The sequence below is a fragment of the bacterium SCSIO 12741 genome (assembly GCA_024398055.1).
Lineage (GTDB): Bacteria > Bacteroidota > Bacteroidia > Flavobacteriales_G > Salibacteraceae > SCSIO-12741.
This window is the reverse complement of sequence record CP073749.1, coordinates 530,084-548,165: the sequence shown is the minus strand read 5'-3', so window position 1 is coordinate 548,165 and position 18,082 is coordinate 530,084. Positions and strand designations below refer to the sequence as shown.

Sequence of the window (18,082 nt, the reverse complement as noted above, 5' to 3'; positions counted from 1 at the left end):
CCATGTGTTATTAGGAATGCCAGAATACAGGTTGAGGTGCAGTAGTATGTCGTTAGATTGAGTTTACGGCTCAATTGTTCTTGTGAGGAGACATCACCAGCTTGCCAGCCTTCATTTCACGGTACTTCACAGCCAGGTAGGCGAATAGATCGGAAATGGTCTTGATGCTCTTTGCCGTTTCTTCGCTAATCTGCTTTTGCTTCATTTTTAGTAGAAGTGTACCGTAAAGTCCATTGAGTCCAGCTTCAATCGGAGAGATGTTTTTCTTACCTGATTTTTCAATGAGCGTAAGCAAATTCTCGTGAGCTTCCTTTTCCAATCGTTGGTAAATCGTGTCGTTGTACAAGTGAAGCAGACTTTGGTGCAGAAAATTGAGTTCCGTGATCAACTCATTTAAATCTGGAAGGTGCCCGGATTCAAGGATGTCATTTTCCCGCATGTCTTTGATAAGTTGAACATACCAATCGCGGATTTCTTCTTTTTTCTTTTCATCCACATCGTATTGGGCAATAACCTTGTCCTCTACCATGCCCAGATCCAAATTGAAGGAACGTAACAAGTCCTCTACATTCCACATGTAAAGAACGTATTCAATAATGTTATCCTTCTTTTTTTGCTCGGCTATAATCATTACTTCTTATCTCCTTGAACTGGATTTTTTTCCTTGGCGTATTCTTCGTTTAGGCCGACCATCACCTTTTGGGTAATGTCCATGCGACTGTTAGCGTAGTGGATACCACCCAGGTTACTTCTACCAAAAACGATTTCATAACCCATTTCTTCCTTGTAGCGATCCAGGTAATCAGCAATGCGATCCTTTACTTCCTGCAGCTTTTCCATCTCCAGTTTTTGAGATTCCAGTGCCAGATCCTGTTCCATTTCCATTAGCTCATTTTGGCGTGCCATCAATTTTTGTTGAGCAGCCTCTCCCTGAGATTGAGTCATAAATGGTGCTTTTTCGCGAAGTTCCAGGTATTCGTTTTCCAATTTCTGAACTTCTCTTTTGTACTTATCCTCCAAGCGGCGATTGGCCAAAATCAGGTCTTGTTTGGAGTCCTGGTAGAAATCGTATCCATTCAGTAAGGTATCGTTATTTACAAAGGCTATTGGGCCTTCAAACTTGGGAAGCGTATCAGGGGTTACCTGGGCTACTGTGTCTTCTGTTGGGATTTCTGCCTCCTGGGGTTCTGGAGATGAACCTGAATTCATAGTCCAAAGAAGGAAACCGACCAACAAGGTCAAAACCACATTCCATACGATTAATATCTGCTTCAATTTACTGGGGTATTTGGGTGATACAATTTCTAGCTGTTCAGGCTGTCAAAGGGCCTGATTTCTGGGGCAAAAGTAGTTGAAAAGATGCTGACCCGGTAAGCTTCTTTCCAAAAGAGAAGTTAACGGATAACCCGCTTGAGGCGATCGGGGTAGTTGGTAATGATTCCATCGACTCCTTTTTTCTGCAACTGCCTCATTCTTATTGGATTGTTTACCGTCCAGCAGCAGATTTTTTTTCGATGCCTGTGAATTTTTCGAATCAACGGGGGAGTCACAAAGCGGTGATCCATATTGATGCTTTCGTAATACGGTGTCTTTAGAATGTTTTCCAGCATCACCGTTTTGTCAAATTGCAATCCGATCAAAGGAACTTTTAAAACAATCAACTTCTGCAAACGCAAATCGGGTCGGAGGCGATGAATGTTTCTCAATACACGAGTGTCGAATGATTGCAGAATTACCCACTCGTGAGCCTGGTAGTGATCAATTAATTCAAACAACCGTCTCAAAAAAGGAGCCTTGATCAATCGGCCTTCACTTTTTATTTCAATCAAGAGTTCGCATTGACCATTGAGCAACTCCAGCGTTTGATCCAAGGTTGGAATGGTTTCGCCAAAGTAATCGGGCCTGCCGAACCAATCGCTGGCATCAGTGCCTTGGAGTTCTGCCAGGTAGCGTCGTCTCACTCTTCCGCGAAGCGGGGTAGTGCGGTTGAGGTTTTTGTCATGAAACACCACAATACGCTGATCGCGGGTAGGGCGAACGTCGATCTCGATCGCATCTACTCCAATGTCCAATGCTTTTTGGAAGGCGGCTAACGTATTTTCCGGAGCCCAGCCAGAAGCTCCTCGGTGTGCAATGATCTTCAAATAACCTGCAATTTTCTACAAATTTCGGAAATTCCGGCGAAACCTATTTTTACCTTTGTTCTATGGAGAAGACCATGTTCAAATTAAGACTGCCAACAGACCCACGCTGGGTGAATATTGCAGAGGGAAATATTCAGGAAATTTTGACCGATCACGCCTTTTGTGAGCAAAAAGCTGCATCCACAGCGATCTCTCTTTTAGTTACTTATCCCGAGCTCGACGATTTGGTAGAGGCTATGTCGGATTTGGCTCGTGAAGAAATGGCCCATTTTCAAATGGTTCACAAGCGGTTGAGAGATCGTGGATTTTCTTTGGGCCGTGAACGGAAAGATCCTTACGTTAATCTCCTGGCCAAGTTCATCCCAAAAGGATTGAACCGAGATCAAGCCTTGGTATATCGGCTGCTTTTTGCAGCAATGATTGAAGCCCGGAGCTGTGAACGATTCCGTGTATTATCGGAAAACATCAAAGACAAGGAACTTTCCTCCTTCTATTTTAGCCTGATGAAAAGTGAAGCCAATCACTACACCATGTTCTTAGGATTTGCCAGAAAATACGGTAAGGACCTCTTAGATGTAGAAAAAATCTGGAGCGAATTCCTGGACTACGAAGCGGAAGTAATCAGTCAATTCGGAAAGAGCGAACAGGTGCATGGGTGATTGAATCTTGAATCTCGATGTTCAATTTTCAATCTACAGAACCGTAAGCTAACTTGAAAATTCTGAATTCCGAATTCTGAAACTGCCTTTCAGAGGTCGCTCTTTAGCTAGGAATTGAGTCTGATCCGATGGCTATCGGATTGAACTTGAAGATTGAAGATTGAGTTTGAAGATTGAGTTTGAAGATTGAGCCTGAAAATTGAGCCTGAAAATTGATCAGGCTTTATTACTTTTCTCAGCATCCAAGGCGCTATACTCTGAGTTGTTGCTTTTGAATTCCGGAACCATTTTTTTCATGGTGCCAACCAGTTTAAAGCGATCCTTTTGGGTCGCCCCTGCCAGCTTGATGAGTTCCTTGATTTGGTAATCTACCTTTTCAAGATCATACTTTCTCACAGAGCCAATGGTAATCTGAGGGTGGTGAGTCGGTTTGTTGTTCTCTTCGTCAGCCAGAAGCTCTTCGTAGAGCTTTTCACCCGGTCTTAGACCCGTAAATTTGATATCGATATCGCGGCCGAGTTCCAAGCCCGATAGTTTGATCATCTTTTTGGCCAGGTCGATAATCTTAACTGGCTCGCCCATGTCGAAGATGAAAATCTCGCCACCGTTACCCATGGTTCCTGCTTCCAATACCAATTGACACGCTTCAGGAATGGTCATGAAATAACGAATGATTTCCGGATGCGTAACCGTGATCGGACCGCCATTTTCAATTTGCTTTCTGAATACCGGTATAACTGAACCGTTAGATCCCAATACATTTCCAAATCGGGTAGTAATGAAGCGAGTCTTGGAATGATCACCTACACATTGCACGTAGATCTCAGCAATACGCTTGGAAGCACCCATCACGTTAGTCGGGTTTACGGCCTTATCCGTGGAGATCATAACGAAGGTTTTAACTCCATATTTCTCGGCCAAATCGGCGAGATTTTGGGTCCCCATCACATTGGTCAAAATGGCTTCCTCCGGATTCTGTTCCATTAAAGGAACATGTTTGTAGGCAGCAGCGTGATAAACTACTTCGGGCTGATACTTGCGCATAATATCATCCATTCGGGCCATTTGACGGATATCCGCCACTTCTATTTTTAGGATGTTGTCACCGTATACTTCACTAATCTCATTGGCAATATCAAATAGAGCAGATTCTGCCTGATCGACGAGAACAATTTTTGCCGGGAAATACTTGCAAGCCTGGCGTACAATCTCAGCTCCGATACTTCCTGCCGCTCCGGTAATTAAAAGTGTTTTGCCACTAATCTGCTGTTTGATTTCACTGGCATCCAGCTTTATCTCCGATCGACCGAGCAAATCTTCAATTCGCATTTCGCGAATCTGGTTATAGCTCAACTCACCATTAATCCAATCGCGAACAGGAGGAACCCGGTGAACTTCAACCCGATGGTTGAGCCCCAGCTCGGTGATTTCCTCTTTCTTCATCCGATCCAACTGCTGAATGGAAATAATGATCTTGTCAATTTCCTTTTTGTCTAACAGAGTAGGGAGGTAGCTTCCGGGGTAGATCCGAATTCCTTCTAATTGCTTGCCGTGCTTTCGTGGATTGTCATCAATAAATCCAAGAATCTTGTGATTGGTTTGTGTGTCGCGTTCCAGGGTTCTTTTGGTAATAATCCCTGAATCACCGGCTCCATATATAAGTAGGTTTTCCTTGTTTTTCTTTTGACTGATAATTTCGAAGTAGATCAGCTTGACGGAAATCCGCATCAATACCATTAAGAAGATTACCGCTAAGTAGTCAATAATGATGACCGAAATTGGAATCACGAAGGCTCCATCGAAGAAGAAAAACCGAATGTAGTTCAGGGCCATAAAGCCCAAACTTCCCAAGGTAATGGTGCTGAATATGCGTTGCGTATCCGTGGTGCTGGTATACCTTATAATACCCGAATAGGTCTTTCCTAAAAAGAAGGACAATCCTCTAACACCAAGAACAATGGGGAAAACAAGGGGAAAGGTCTCAATTTCATTCGCTGGTATCGAAAAATTGAAGCGCACCAAGTAGGCCAACAGCGTAGCGAACAAACATATCCCCAAGTCTATGGTCAAAACGATCCAACGGGGAGTACTATCTTTAGCGAGGAACCAGCTCATTTTACCTGCTGCAAAGGTAGTTTAATTCAAATTCTTAGTCATTTTAGGCAGTGGGATACGGTAATTTTTACTTTTGCCTCTTAATCGAATTTGCGCTATGAAAAACACAGCTCTCACGCACTTACATATTGAACTGGGTGCCAAAATGGTACCTTTTGCTGGATACAACATGCCTGTTTCTTATGCAGGGCTTAATGAAGAACACGTGACCGTTAGGAACGGAGTAGGTGTTTTTGATGTATCCCACATGGGTGAGTTTTTCGTGTCGGGACCTGGAGCCATGGATTTGGTACAACGGGTTACCTCTAATGATGTGAGCAAATTGGTTCCTGGTAAAATTCAGTACTCCTGCATGCCAAATGGCAAAGGGGTATTGTAGATGATTTGTTGGTTTATTGTTTGGGAGAGGATGATTACCTGTTGGTGGTTAACGCTTCTAACATGGATAAAGATTATGACTGGATTCAGTCGCACAACAAAGACCAGGTAAAGATTGATAACCGTTCTGATGAATACTCGTTATTGGCTGTTCAAGGTCCGAAAGCGGCAGAAGCTCTTCAGTCTTTAACCGAAATGGATTTGGCCGGAATGACCTATTACACGTTCGAAACCGGAACTTTTGCCGGACGAGAAAATGTATTGGTTTCTGCTACCGGATATACGGGTGCCGGAGGATTTGAGGTTTACATTAAAAACGATGATGCCGAGGCCGTTTGGAATGCCGTTTTCGAAGCGGGAAAAGATTTGGGTATCAAGCCGATCGGATTGGGAGCCAGAGATACTTTGAGATTGGAAATGGGTTTCTGCCTCTACGGAAATGATATTGACGATACTACTTCACCTCTTGAAGCGGGGTTAGGATGGATCACCAAGTTGAATAAAGGTGAATTCGTTGATCGTGAGTTTCTTCAAAATCAAAAGGAAGCTTGTTTAACGCGTCGTTTATGCGGATTTGAAATGATCGACCGCGGAATTCCAAGACAAGGGTATGCTATCGCTGACGCTGAAGGAAACGAAATCGGTGTAGTAACTTCGGGTACCATGTCACCCTCCTTAAAACAAGGAATCGGAATGGGGTACGTAAATGTACCTTTGAACAAAGCTGATTCTGAGATTTATATCCAAATTCGCAACAAGAGCCTAAAAGCTAAGGTTGTTAAATTGCCTTTTTATAAAGGATAATTATGCCACAGGTTGAAGTAAGTTTCTCGCCAGACCTTTACCCCTTTTATGAGAATGAAGAGGCCATTGTAGTGGTCATTGATATTTTTCGTGCCACCTCTGCGATGTGTGCCGCTTTCCAAAATGGGGTCAAAGAGATGATTCCCGTTCGACGCATCGAAGATGCTTTGGATTACAAAAAGAAGGGTTACGTTGTAGCTGCCGAGCGCAAAGGAGAAGTCGTAGAAGGATTTCAATTGGGAAATTCACCCTTTCACTACATGAATGATTGGGTTAAGGATAAAACCATTGTGATTACCACAACGAATGGAACCCGGGCCATTTCAATGGCTAAAAGGGCTCACGAAGTGGTTGTCGGTTCCTTTTTAAATGCCTCGGTATTGGCGGACTGGTTGTGCGAACAAAATCGCGATGTGGTATTGCTTTGTGCAGGATGGCGAGGAAGGTTCAATATGGAGGACTCCCTATTTGCCGGATGTATGGTTGAGAAATTGGCCGAGTCTGGAAACTTCGATGAGTTTTCTGATTCAGCTCATGTAGCTCGTCAGATGTTTGAAATGGGAAAAAGCGACATGAATAAGTATTTAATTGACTCTTCACACCGCAGAAGACTCAATGGCTTAAACCTGGAAGAAGACATAAAATATTGCCTTCAAATGGATGTTGCCCCAGTATTACCTGTTTTGCAAAATGGTCGCCTAATTGACCTTTTAAAGGAAGAATTACTCCCGTAATTAAATTTACAACTCATTTATTTTTAGCGTGTTACCTATCGTTGGGTTACCTTGGTTTGAGATATTAACAAAATCGAAAAACGGTTAATAACTTTGTTGACAAGTGTGAAAATCACTTAAAAAAAACCGGGAGGCAATCTTTATAGATTTGTGTGAAACGCAAAGAAAGGGTCTCGATGTTTTCATTTCTTACCAAAAGAAAAATATCCGAAAATAAGTTGGCAAACCTTTTCGTCACGGGTATTCTCCAATTGGTTGATCGGGGCTTCCCGGACGTGGCTGCATTGATCAATGAAGATTCGGAATTAGCCACCCATCCCAACATTCGTCCAGAAGACGCTGATCGTTTTCTGATGATTGTTATTGCGGGTAACCTGGCCTATATTCCTAAACACTTCAACGACTATCAAGACATTCGTCTTATTGATAAGATCCATGTAGAATTGGCTACGGTATTAAATGTTGATCTGGAGAAGCTCAAGCAACACATTAGCTCTTACCAGAGTTACATGAACCGGATTAATATGCCTTCTAAGAATGTTCTTTACGGCATGTCAAAAGCGGTATTCTTCAAATATGACTTGAACAAGCATCAAGAAGAGTATTTCCGTCACATGAACTCTCCCAATCCACTTTTCCTAAAGCGTCTGGACGAAATCATGTCCAACTTCATCTGGGACTGGGGCGAAATCAAAGACAAGTATAAGCTTACAGAGTAGGCGGGGAATAATTTTAAATGTTAAGGCTAAACTCTAAATCGTAAGGATGGATAGGGGGCTTTCATTCCAGGCAATTAAACATTTAATATTTCCCCTAAGAGTTTAAGATTCAATTGATGGTTCAATCTTAAGGCTAAACTCTAAACTTTAAAGATTGAAGAGCGCTGTTCGTCGCCAAACGATTGAAAATTGAAAGTTGAAAATTGATCCTGAAAATTGAACAACTCCTCTTTTCGGTTTTAAAGATCAAAATGATCCTTGGCCATTTTCACCACTTCGCTTCCAATGGCCAGGCTTGCTGTAGCGGCAGGAGAAGGAGCATTTAATACGTGAATGCTATTGTCCTTGTATTCGATTCGGAAATCGTCGCGAGTATCTCCATCCATGCTCAATAGCATCGCTCTTACACCAGATCGACCTGGTTTGAGATCGTCCATTTCCAAGGAAGGGATAAGTCGTTGAAGTGTTTTTAGGAAGAGCTTTTTTGAAAAGGCACGACGGTATTCGTTAATACCGAATTGCATGTTGTTGAAGAACAATTTCCAAGTGCCTGAATAAGACAAGGCGTCTATCGTATCATTCAGGTTAAAATCGGTTTTGCCGTATCCTTCTCTTTTGAATGTGAATACCGCGTTGGGGCCACACTCAATTTCTCCGTCAGTCATTCGGGTAAAATGCACCCCGAGGAATGGGAAGTCAGGATTGGGTACAGGATAAATTAGGTGTTTTACTTTGTCTTTCCCCTTTTCGGTAAGTTCATAGTAGTCTCCTCGGAAACCAACTACTTTTTCCTTGAGTTTCACACCATCTTTCCGGGCCAGGCGGTCTGCTTGAAGTCCGGCGCAGAATATCATTCTGCGAGAAAGGAACTGATCCGTACGGGTGATGACCTTGGTTAACTCACCTTCTTTTTCCAGGTCGATTACTTCTTGGTTGTTCAACGTTTTAGAATGCTCGTTGATTCCTTCAACCAATTCAGCCATTTTGTTAGTAGCTGCTTTAAAATCGATGATTCCCGTGCAGCCGACCCGAACACCCTTAATGCCTTCGCAATAGGGCTCAATCTCTTTGATCTGTTCAGCGGTAATGTACTCCACATCTTCCACCTGGTTTTGAATTCCATTTTGGTAGATGTGCTCCATAAATGGTAATTCGCTCTTGTCGGTAGCTACAATTAGCTTTCCGCAGATGTCATGTGGAATGTTGTAGTCTTTGGCAAACTTGACCAATTCGTGGCGACCTTGAACGCAATTTCGAGCTTTGTAAGATCCCGGTTTGTAGTAGATTCCGGAGTGAATTACTCCAGAGTTGTTACCGGTTTGGTGAGGCGCAAAGCGGCTCTCTTTTTCCAACACCAGAATTTTCTTATCCGGAAAGCTTTGTTGAAGTTTATAAGCAGTAGCCAGTCCAACAATTCCTCCGCCTACAATCGTAAAATCATAAATTTCAGCCACGGGTCTCAGTAATTTATAGTTCGAAAGTATAAAACGTCCAAATAAAAAAAGGCCGCTCCCATCGGGAAGCAGCCTTTTCATTAGACTATAATTGAGTCAAGATCTTATTTTTTTGGAATTGAGTCAGAAACGGTTAAACTCTTTCTTCCCTTCGCCCTGCGGCTAGCTAATACCTTCCGACCATTCTTAGTAGCCATGCGCTCTCTAAATCCGTGCTTGTTCTTCCTCTTTGTATTCGAGGGTTGAAAAGTTCTCTTCATGAGTTAAAGTTTTCTGTTCCGAAAAACGAGGCGCAAAAATAAAAACATTTTTCAAACAGGCGATCAATTTTTCAATTTTTCCTGTCAATCTTTTGCCAGCCCTTTTTCTAATCGATTTGCCGCGAAAATAAGGAAGAAAAAAGGGAAATCACTTTCTGCCATTTGCCCATTTACTAACCAAGGTCGCAACGACAACGGCCATGTAAAATTGACCGGCTATGGCCAACACCACACTCGAGCGCTGAGCAGCATGACTTAAGGGGGTAATGTCTCCATATCCTAAAGTGGTAACGGTGACAAAGCTGAAGTAGATCAGGTTTTCAGATTTTTCGCTGAAAGGAAAGTCAAAGGAGCCTGGAAGGAAGTTTTCCAGGGTTATAAAATAGATGCCTCCCACATAGCCCAGAAGGAAGAAGCAAGTAATCGAACCATAGATCACATCGGCGTTCACTTCCTTTTCCCGAATTACCTGGCTGAGCACATAATAAAAGAGAAAGGCAAAGTAGAAGAGAAAAGTGAAGAGTTGAAACTGAGCCGTACTGTTGGTGAACATTTGAAAGGAAGCCAACCAAGACAAGGCAATGGTTAGAACACCACCATATATGGATAGGCGATAAACAGGAGTTCCTTTGAGTGCATGAATACCGGCTAATACCATAGCGGAAAAGGTGACCACAAATAAGGTGTCGGCAAGTAGCTCCTTTCGAAAGAAAGTAGGGAGCACCAAGGAGGCTAAAGTGGCCAGAAAAAGTAAGAGAAAACGATTCTCTTTTTTAATCCATTTCTTAATCATCGAATCTACTTCAAGCGAAAATAGCAAATTGGCGGGCTTCGGTTTGCATTCTTTGCTTAGTTTTATCCATCAAATTCTATCTTGATTCTAATGATAAAACTTTGCAACTTTCAATGGGTTTTCCTGGTAGCTTTTATGCTTTTTCAAGGAAACGTTTTTGGTCAACAGATTTTAGGACATTACGCTGCCAGCCAGGTAGTTGAAAATAAATTACTCCATGAGGATATGGTGTTGGTTTACCCTGACCGTTCCACAGGAGTGACGAACTTGTGGATGCAGGTGGATTTGACAAAAAATGGTGCGTTTATCGAAATGAAGGATGACAACCGGAGAAAACTTTTGCAAATCCTTGAAGCCTACATGGAATTGCACGATGTAATTTCTACTCCCGAGTCGTTGCCAGCAAAACAGAATATTGGTCGATTTAGTACCCGTGCTGCATTCATTGCTAATTCAGGTGATATCTATATAGACTCGTTTCAGGATATCTTGCTTTTCATGAAGTTTGCCAAAAGTGGTAAGAAGACCTTGGGTATATATGTTGGAAAATTGGAAGCAGACAAAAAGAAAACAGAAACGTTCGAAGTTCCCAACTTGTGGTTGACGATGGATGAGGTAAAGGCGCTTTACTACGAGTTGTCTGATCAAAACATCAACCGTTTCTTAAGTAATAAAGGAGGAGCTGTAAATCCTGAAGTTTTGCGTATTCTGCAAGAAGATAAAGAGGAAAGCAAATAGACTCCTAACAAAGGTTAAATGATTCGAAGCCTGGTTCTTTTGAGATCCGGGCTTCTTTTTTTTGTGCCCGATCCTAGCCTAATTTTGCATCCTTATGGCAATGTTTGGTCGAAAGGAGAAGAAAGAAGAAAAGGTTAAAGTATCAAAGTCCTCGCTTAAGAAGGCGTTTAGGCTATACCGTTTTGTGGTTCCTTATATCTGGTATCTCATTGCCGGATTGGTGTTTCTCTTGCTCTCCAGCAGTGCCACCTTGATCTTCCCCTGGCTATTGGGGGATTTGCTCAATGCTGGTGGAGTAGAATCTATCAATAAGATTGGTTTGATCTTACTCGGTGTATTCTTTATGAATGCCATCTTTTCTTATTGTAGAATCATTCTTTTTGAAAATGTAGCTCAACGTTCCCTGGCTTTACTCAGGCAGACTACCTACGCGCATTTGATTCGGCTGCCAATGAATTTCTTTGCCACCAGAAGGGTAGGGGAACTTAATAGCCGGATTTCAGCTGATATATCCTTGCTTCAGTCCACTTTTACAACCACTACGGCCGAGTTTCTTCGTCAAGTGCTGACTATTGTGGCGGGAGTTGGTTTGCTTCTAACCATATCTCCAAAGCTTACCTTGTTTATGCTCGGCATTGTACCGGTTATTATGTTGGTGGCTGTGTTTTTTGGGCGCTATATTCGAAAGCTGTCCAAGGCTGCCCAGGATGAGGTGGCTGAGTCCAACACCATTGTGGAAGAAACACTTCAAGGGGTAAACAATGTAAAATCCTTTGCCAACGAGTTATTTGAGATTGAACGCTACAACAAGTCAACCAACAACGTGGTTAGCATTGCTATAAAGGCAGCCAAGTATCGGGGAGCCTTTGTTTCCTTCATCATTTTTGGGTTGTTTGGCTCCATTGCAGGGGTCATTTGGTACGGATCCATTCTGACTTACAACGGAGAAATTGACTTTGGGCGATTGGTGTCGTTTGTTCTTTACACTGTTTTTGTAGGAGCATCTATTGGTGGTATTGCCGATTTGTATGCTCAATTGCTGCGTGCAGTGGGTGCCACCGAGCATTTGATGGAGATTTTGGATGAAAGCACAGAAGACATAGCCAAAGAACGATTAACCTCTGGTGAGGCTGCTGAGGAAATTAAACTGGAAGGAGGGGTTCAATTTGATCAAGTTTCTTTTGAGTACCCATCTCGTCCCGATATTCCGGTACTCAAGAAGATTTCCTTCGAGGTAAAACCGGGTGAAGAAGTAGCCTTAGTTGGGCCAAGTGGAGCTGGTAAGTCTACCATTGTATCGCTGTTGTTGCGATTCTATGATCCGGTTTCGGGGCAAATTAAGATTGACGGAAAGGACATTCAATCCTATAATCTTACAGGATTACGAAATCAAATGGCCATCGTTCCACAGGAGGTATTGTTGTTTGGAGGAAGCATTCGGGAAAACATTGCTTACGGAAAGCCAGGGGCGAGTGATGAAGAAATCCGTCATGCTGCCGAACAGGCCAACGCGCTGGACTTTATCGAACAGTTTCCGGAAGGCTTAGACACCATCGTGGGTGAACGAGGAATTCAGCTTTCAGGTGGACAACGTCAGAGGATAGCCATAGCCAGAGCGGTCTTAAAAAATCCAAGTATTCTCATTCTTGATGAAGCTACATCATCGCTCGATTCTGAAAGTGAAAGATTGGTTCAGGAGGCTCTTGAAAGACTCATGAAGGGTAGAACTTCATTTGTAGTAGCCCACCGCTTGTCTACGATTAAGAAGGCCAATCAAATTCTCGTAATCGACGGGGGAGAAATCAAGGAAACCGGAACCCACGAGGAGTTGATTAAGCTTGAAAAAGGAATTTACGCCAACCTAAGTCAACTTCAATTCAATTTGAATAACGAGGAAGATTAATTGGTTTTAAAAACCCGGGCACCGGCAGAGTTGGCTTTGATCTGTTCTTTGGTCAAGGTGTCGGTAATGGGTACAAAATCCTCCACATAGGCTGAACTTGGATCAATAGGAAGATCGTAAAATTCGATGGTTCTGAGCTTCGAGTAGTCGATGGGAATAATGGCGATTTCATATCCCTGTTCTTCGATCACTTTTTCCAGGTAACCTGCTTGCCAGGGATCGGTGGCTAAGGCAATATTTTTCCAGCCCATTTTCTCCGCATACTTTACGCTGTAGAAGATGTTTTCCGTTGAATGCTCTGCATCTTCCTCGGTGTAGATAATGTTGGAATCCACATTCATACAAATCGCAGCCTCCCGCATAATTCGGGATTCAATCCAAGGGGTATATACCGCAGATCCCGAGTAAAGAATGTTTTCCGTCATTCCAATTTCCCAGATGTATTTGGACCAGGTAATTCGGGAGATGAGCAAGCCTTCGTATTCAGGAACATTGAACGGACATCCCGGCACAATGATGGCATCAAATGGCCCTTTCTTAAAGGATGCAATAATGTACTCCGAGGTTTGCAGGGACAAACAGGAAGAAAAGAAAACCGTCAATATCAAGCCAAGCAAAGTCTTTTTCATCGCAGTGATTTTCGTTTTTTACGAGCTTCTTTTTCCATTTCCCGGAAGGCACGATTGCGGGCTCTTTCTTTTTCCTTATTCTCTTTATACAAGCGGTGTTGTTCCTTTTTCTCTTCCTTGTATTCTTGCTTGATGCGCTTCTTTTCGGCTCGGGCCTCGGTGGTCAAATTCCAATTGACAAAAGGCAGTACTTTCAAACCATCCTTATTGGCCTTGTTGATGTTGATCAATCCTACCTGAACACAGTACTTGCTATGGGTTACATTAACCAATCCAAACTGAGTAGTAAACTGCTGATCGGTTTCATTTACAAGACCAAATTGGAAGAGAACGCTACGCTTTAGAATAAGCTTGTAGTTCATGTCATTTTCATCCACGTAATAGTCTTTCCCAATCTCTTGAAGTGCAAAATTGGCCAATCCCCATTGAACACCAGAAATACGCTGGCTGGCATTAAGAAAACCGATATTCACACCATGAGCAATCCGGGTCCAGTTGCAAAAGCTAATGGAAACCCCATCCAGGTAGCTGGCAGCCATAAGGAAACTCAGCCCCGTACCTCGAAAATCGAGCGTGTATTCGCGGTAGTTTTTATAGTCGCCGATAATGAAAGGAGCCGCAGAAAACCCACGAATTTTTTTGGACTTGATATAGACGAGTGAGCCGGATACCCCGTAAAGACCTTTGTCAAATGTTTTGAGTGCAAAAAGAGCTCCGGATACTCCTGATCTTAGATTTCCAGAATTGATGATTCCTCCACTAAACCCACGAACTTCATCTTGAAAGTCACCCATGGGATAGAAGGAAAAACCATAGGTATTGCCCCGCAATGCAACGAAGCCTATGTTGGCCCCAAAAACAATGTCCTTACCCGAGCGGGTATTGCTCATTTGGAGCGCACAAACGTTGATGCCACGAACTTCGTTGTAGTCCGTATTGATCAAATTGAGCTTAATGCCATTAATGATCTGGTCGGCCCCTCCGATAACGAGCCCGTTGTTTTCTAAAGCAATTCGAAATCCGAGGCCAGTGCTCTTTTGGGCTGATAACCCTCCGGCAAGTAGGATGAATATGGCAATTAAAAGACGACGCATGATGAAAGCGAGCTTATTCAATAATAATGAATAATGCTTTTGGTCTGGAAAAAATCTTCTTCAAAATAGCGTCCAATGGCAGTCTGAACAATACGATTTTGGAAGGCGGCCAGTTCTTGGTCCAGGTCTCCACCCTTGAGGTAAATAATACCATAAGGTTCACTCGGTGATGGAGCTTCCATGAGGTTTTTTCTTACCAGATTATAGAAAGCGCCAAAGTTGGTTACCGCTCGGGAAACAACATAATGGAATTGACCCTTTACCTGTTTTACATTGGCGTGCTGCGGAACGCAATTGTCTAAAACGAGGGCTTCTTTAACGGCACTAACCACCTTGATTTTTTTTCCGATAGAATCCACCAGGGTAAATTCGGTTTCTGGAAACAGAATGCAAAGCGGAATTCCTGGAAATCCACCACCAGTGCCTACATCGAGAACGCGTTCTCCGGGTTTGAAAGAATGGTATTGTGCAATCGCTAAGGAGTGGAGCACATGACGTTCATACAACTGGTCAATATCTTTTCTGGAAATGACATTAATCTTCTCGTTCCATTCGCGGTAGAGTGGTCCAAGTAGTTCCAGTCGACTATACGTTTCGTCGGAGAGTTCCGGAAAGTACTTCCGGATAATTCCATAATCCATGGGACTAAATCTTTCCCTTTTTATCTTTTAGAATCTCGTAAAGCAATTCCTTCGCTCTAAACAACTGGGCCTTTACGGTACCCAGAGGAATGTCCACCTCTTCGGAGATTTCCTGGTAGGAATACTCCTTGAAGTAGCGAAGCTCAATCAGATTTCGGTAGCGAGGCTTTAAGTAAGTCACTACCTGTCTCATCAATTCAATTTTTTGGTCTTTGATGGTTTTTTCTTCTGGGGTAAGGTTGCTCGAAGGAAGTTCTACTTTGTATCCACCGCCTTCGTCTGAGCCAAATTCTTGATCAATGCTCAGGGTTTGTCCGCGTTTTTTACGGATAAAATCAATGCAGTTGTTGGTTGCAATTTTATAGAGCCAGGTACTAAAAGCATGAGAAGGAGAGTACTGATGCAGTCGCTTAAAGGCCTTTCCAAATGCTTCGATGGTTAGATCTTCCGCATCAATTTCGTTGTTCACCATTTTAAGCAACATGTAATAGATGGGCTCACGGTATCGACTCATGATCTCAGCATAAGCCTTCTCGTCGCCATCTTCTACAGCACGCCTCACCAATTGATAGTCGTACTTGGCTTTATCGGATAGGTTTTCGTTTAGAAGTTTTTCCATGGACTGCCACTAATAAGGGTGTTCCAGATAAATGCAAAGGGATAAAACAATAAAGTAAACCACTCTGTTAACGGGGTCCAAAATAATAAATCCATGGAATCCGTCTTGCGCAATGCTGGGTAGCTTACTAAAATGATTACTCCTGTGTTTACAGTAATAGCAATAAGGCCTGGCCAAATAAAAGGTAAAATCATAAAAGATAAGCCTACTGCAGCGTAAAAACTATAATGAAGGAGAGAAATTAACAAAAGTGCGGCCTGTGAGCCTGCAGAATAACGAATGGAGGTGGTGAGATGTCTTCTTTTTTGATGGAGGTAGTCCGAGAATCGTTTTTCGGGAACGGATAAGGTGTAATGGTCTTTCCCAAAAGCGATGCTGGCGTTTTTTCGGGTGGCTACTTCATTGATAAACAAATCGTCGTCTCCAGAAATTACTTCCTGGTGAGAAGCGAAGCCCTTGTTGTCAAAAAACAATTCACTGCGGTAGGCAATGTTTCGGCCCACACCCATGTAGGGAAGTCCCAATCGAGCGAGCCCGAGGTATTGTTGTGCAATTAAAAAGGTTTCAGAACGGATGAGTTTGTTTAGCAATCCCGTTCCCTTGGAGTAAGCTCCGTAGCCCAGAATAACCCGGCGTTGACGGAGGAATCCACGAGACATCGCTTTTAACCATTGATTAGAAACCGGAACGCAATCGGCATCGGTGAGAACCAGATGCTCGTATTTAGCCGCCTTTATTCCCATGGTAAGGGCAAATTTTTTCCCTCCCCAATACAATTCCGTGTGCTTGACCAAACTCAAACGCAAATTTTCATGCCTCAATTCCAGGGCTTTGAGAATTTCCTGAGTTTCATCCACTGATCGGTCATTCACCACCACGACTTCAAACTCGGGGTAATCCTGATTCAAAATAGCAGGAAGGTATTCGATCAAATTTTCGGCTTCGTTGCGGGCGCTAATAACCACAGATACAGGTGGGTAGTTGATTTTGCCCTTCATTTCGGGTTCGCGGTAGTAAGAGATTTGACCTGAAACCACCAGGTAATACAGCCAGTGCAGCAGGCTTAAACCGCCTAATACAGCCAGAAAAATGATCTCTCCTTGCGAAAACATGGTATGCAAATTTTCTTTTTTTTCGCGGCTGGGAATAATCGCATTAATTAACTTTTCCACAAAATGTGCGGTTGTATCTTTGCGCGCTAATACCAGAAAATGAAATTTGAATTACTGGCACAAGATCAGCAGGGAAAGGCTCGGGCCGGACTGCTACAAACGGACCATGGAACCATTGAAACGCCCATCTTTATGCCGGTGGGTACAGCGGGTTCTGTAAAGGCTGTTCACCAAAGAGAATTGTCTCAGGACATTCAGGCTCAAATCATTCTGGGCAACACCTATCACCTGTATCTACGACCTGGGTTGGATAATCTGAAGGGAGCTGGAGGACTTCATCAGTTCATCAACTGGCAAGGCCCCATCCTTACCGATAGCGGAGGATACCAGGTTTATTCCTTATCCGGTACTCGAAAAATTCGGGAAGACGGTGTTCAATTTGCCTCCCATATTGATGGTTCACGTCACTTATTCACACCCGAGCGAGTGATGGATATTCAACGAACCATTGGTGCGGATATTATTATGGCCTTTGATGAGTGTACTCCTTATCCTTGCGATTATGAGTATGCCCGGAAGTCGCTCGATATTACCCACCGCTGGTTGGAACAGTGTTTTACCCGTTTTCGGGAAACTGAGCCACTTTATGGCTACCAGCAATCTTTGTTTCCCATTGTTCAGGGAAGTGTATACCCCGATTTACGGAAAAAATCAGCGGAGGTAATTGCTTCCTACGAAGCCGACGGAAATGCGATCGGCGGTCTTTCGGTAGGTGAACCGCATGAAGATATGTATGCCATGACCGAAGAGGTATGCGACATACTTCCCAGCGACAAACCCCGTTACCTGATGGGAGTGGGGACACCAGAAAATATTTTAGAATGCATCGATCTCGGAGTAGATATGTTTGACTGCGTTATGCCTACACGTAATGCGAGAAACGGTCAACTTTTTACGTCCGAAGGAATTATCAATATTCGGAATAAGAAATGGGAGAATGATTATTCTCCTGTTGATCCTATGGGACATACTTATGTGGACACGGCTTATTCCAAAGCTTATTTGAGACACCTGGTCACTTCCCGTGAAATGCTCGGCGCTCAAATTGCATCCATCCATAATTTAGGTTTTTACCTGTGGCTTGTTAAAGAAGCTCGTAAGCATATTATTGCAGGAGATTTCAAATCCTGGAAAACGGAGCAGGTGAAAAAATTAACCCGTAAAATTTAGTTTCGGCTTGAAAATCATTGACCGGTATATTCTCAAAAAGTTCCTGGTAACTTTTT

General features: G+C 43.1%; 18 protein-coding genes and 1 pseudogene. 7 read left to right on the top strand and 12 right to left on the bottom strand.

Going from position 1 to position 18,082, the window contains the following annotated elements:
* Positions 1-70: 70 nt before the first annotated feature.
* From KFE98_02395 to KFE98_02385, 3 genes are all read right to left on the bottom strand, one after another.
* The gene (locus KFE98_02395; GenBank protein UTW63029.1) at positions 71-631 is read right to left on the bottom strand and encodes a DUF4924 family protein; all 561 of its coding nucleotides are present in this window, start codon (positions 629-631) and stop codon (positions 71-73) included.
* Positions 631-1,275, bottom strand: coding sequence for an OmpH family outer membrane protein (locus KFE98_02390; protein ID UTW63028.1), 645 nt, complete (start codon positions 1,273-1,275; stop codon positions 631-633). The genes KFE98_02395 and KFE98_02390 overlap by 1 nt, the downstream gene beginning before the upstream one ends.
* Positions 1,276-1,394: 119 nt before the next feature.
* Positions 1,395-2,144, bottom strand: a complete 750-nt coding sequence (locus KFE98_02385; GenBank protein ID UTW63027.1) for a hypothetical protein — start codon at positions 2,142-2,144, stop codon at positions 1,395-1,397.
* 74 nt (positions 2,145-2,218) lie between these two features.
* Between KFE98_02385 and KFE98_02380 the strand changes: the two genes are divergently transcribed.
* A complete protein-coding gene (locus KFE98_02380) occupies positions 2,219-2,803 on the top strand; it encodes a tRNA-(ms[2]io[6]A)-hydroxylase (protein ID UTW64619.1) in 585 nt (194 codons plus the stop codon).
* Positions 2,804-3,019: 216 nt separating this feature from the next.
* On the opposite strand, the gene KFE98_02375 is transcribed toward KFE98_02380, so the two are convergent.
* Positions 3,020-4,918: a polysaccharide biosynthesis protein gene (locus KFE98_02375; protein UTW63026.1), complete on the bottom strand. Its 1,899-nt coding sequence runs from the start codon at positions 4,916-4,918 to the stop codon at positions 3,020-3,022.
* Positions 4,919-5,015: 97 nt separating this feature from the next.
* Between KFE98_02375 and gcvT the strand changes: the two are divergent.
* The 3 genes and pseudogenes from gcvT (at position 5,016) to KFE98_02360 (ending at position 7,553) form a co-directional block, all read left to right on the top strand.
* Positions 5,016-6,100, top strand: a pseudogene (gene gcvT / locus KFE98_02370) (glycine cleavage system aminomethyltransferase GcvT).
* A 2-nt stretch (positions 6,101-6,102) separates the two neighbouring features.
* Complete coding sequence (locus KFE98_02365; protein ID UTW63025.1) at positions 6,103-6,834, top strand: 2-phosphosulfolactate phosphatase; 732 nt, start codon at positions 6,103-6,105, stop codon at positions 6,832-6,834.
* Positions 6,835-7,052: 218 nt separating this feature from the next.
* Positions 7,053-7,553 carry a hypothetical protein gene (locus tag KFE98_02360; protein ID UTW63024.1) on the top strand — a complete coding sequence of 167 codons (501 nt, stop codon included), beginning with the start codon at positions 7,053-7,055 and terminating at the stop codon, positions 7,551-7,553.
* A gap of 239 nt (positions 7,554-7,792) precedes the next feature.
* On the opposite strand, the gene lhgO is transcribed toward KFE98_02360, so the two are convergent.
* From lhgO to KFE98_02345, 3 genes are all read right to left on the bottom strand, one after another.
* Positions 7,793-9,088: an L-2-hydroxyglutarate oxidase gene (lhgO, locus tag KFE98_02355; protein UTW63023.1), complete on the bottom strand. Its 1,296-nt coding sequence runs from the start codon at positions 9,086-9,088 to the stop codon at positions 7,793-7,795.
* Between the two features lie 23 nt (positions 9,089-9,111).
* The gene (gene rpmH, locus KFE98_02350; protein UTW63022.1) at positions 9,112-9,267 is read right to left on the bottom strand and encodes a 50S ribosomal protein L34; all 156 of its coding nucleotides are present in this window, start codon (positions 9,265-9,267) and stop codon (positions 9,112-9,114) included.
* A gap of 148 nt (positions 9,268-9,415) precedes the next feature.
* Positions 9,416-10,060: a two pore domain potassium channel family protein gene (locus tag KFE98_02345; protein UTW63021.1), complete on the bottom strand. Its 645-nt coding sequence runs from the start codon at positions 10,058-10,060 to the stop codon at positions 9,416-9,418.
* Between the two features lie 90 nt (positions 10,061-10,150).
* On the opposite strand from KFE98_02345, the gene KFE98_02340 reads away from it, so the two are divergent.
* Both KFE98_02340 and KFE98_02335 read left to right on the top strand, forming a co-directional pair.
* The gene (locus KFE98_02340; GenBank protein ID UTW63020.1) at positions 10,151-10,798 is read left to right on the top strand and encodes a hypothetical protein; all 648 of its coding nucleotides are present in this window, start codon (positions 10,151-10,153) and stop codon (positions 10,796-10,798) included.
* Between the two features lie 94 nt (positions 10,799-10,892).
* The gene (locus tag KFE98_02335) at positions 10,893-12,701 is read left to right on the top strand and encodes an ATP-binding cassette domain-containing protein (protein ID UTW63019.1); all 1,809 of its coding nucleotides are present in this window, start codon (positions 10,893-10,895) and stop codon (positions 12,699-12,701) included.
* Here the strand turns inward: KFE98_02335 and KFE98_02330 are convergent.
* Genes KFE98_02330 through KFE98_02310 form a run of 5 tightly spaced genes read right to left on the bottom strand, consistent with a single transcriptional unit; the run spans position 12,698 to position 16,796 of the window.
* Positions 12,698-13,330, bottom strand: a complete 633-nt coding sequence (locus KFE98_02330) for a YdcF family protein (protein UTW63018.1) — start codon at positions 13,328-13,330, stop codon at positions 12,698-12,700. The two genes, KFE98_02335 and KFE98_02330, sit on opposite strands and share 4 nt — an antisense overlap.
* The gene (locus KFE98_02325) at positions 13,327-14,445 is read right to left on the bottom strand and encodes a hypothetical protein (protein ID UTW63017.1); all 1,119 of its coding nucleotides are present in this window, start codon (positions 14,443-14,445) and stop codon (positions 13,327-13,329) included. The genes KFE98_02330 and KFE98_02325 overlap by 4 nt, the downstream gene beginning before the upstream one ends.
* Positions 14,442-15,065 carry a 16S rRNA (guanine(527)-N(7))-methyltransferase RsmG gene (gene rsmG / locus KFE98_02320; GenBank protein ID UTW63016.1) on the bottom strand — a complete coding sequence of 208 codons (624 nt, stop codon included), beginning with the start codon at positions 15,063-15,065 and terminating at the stop codon, positions 14,442-14,444. The genes KFE98_02325 and rsmG overlap by 4 nt, the downstream gene beginning before the upstream one ends.
* 4 nt (positions 15,066-15,069) lie before the next feature.
* Entirely contained in the window at positions 15,070-15,684 is a 615-nt protein-coding gene (locus KFE98_02315) for a sigma-70 family RNA polymerase sigma factor (protein ID UTW63015.1), read from the bottom strand.
* Positions 15,669-16,796 carry a glycosyltransferase gene (locus KFE98_02310; GenBank protein ID UTW63014.1) on the bottom strand — a complete coding sequence of 376 codons (1,128 nt, stop codon included), beginning with the start codon at positions 16,794-16,796 and terminating at the stop codon, positions 15,669-15,671. Before KFE98_02310 ends, KFE98_02315 begins: the two co-directional genes overlap by 16 nt.
* A gap of 99 nt (positions 16,797-16,895) precedes the next feature.
* On the opposite strand from KFE98_02310, the gene tgt reads away from it, so the two are divergent.
* Positions 16,896-18,026 carry a tRNA guanosine(34) transglycosylase Tgt gene (gene tgt / locus KFE98_02305; protein UTW63013.1) on the top strand — a complete coding sequence of 377 codons (1,131 nt, stop codon included), beginning with the start codon at positions 16,896-16,898 and terminating at the stop codon, positions 18,024-18,026.
* Positions 18,027-18,082 lie beyond the last annotated feature (56 nt).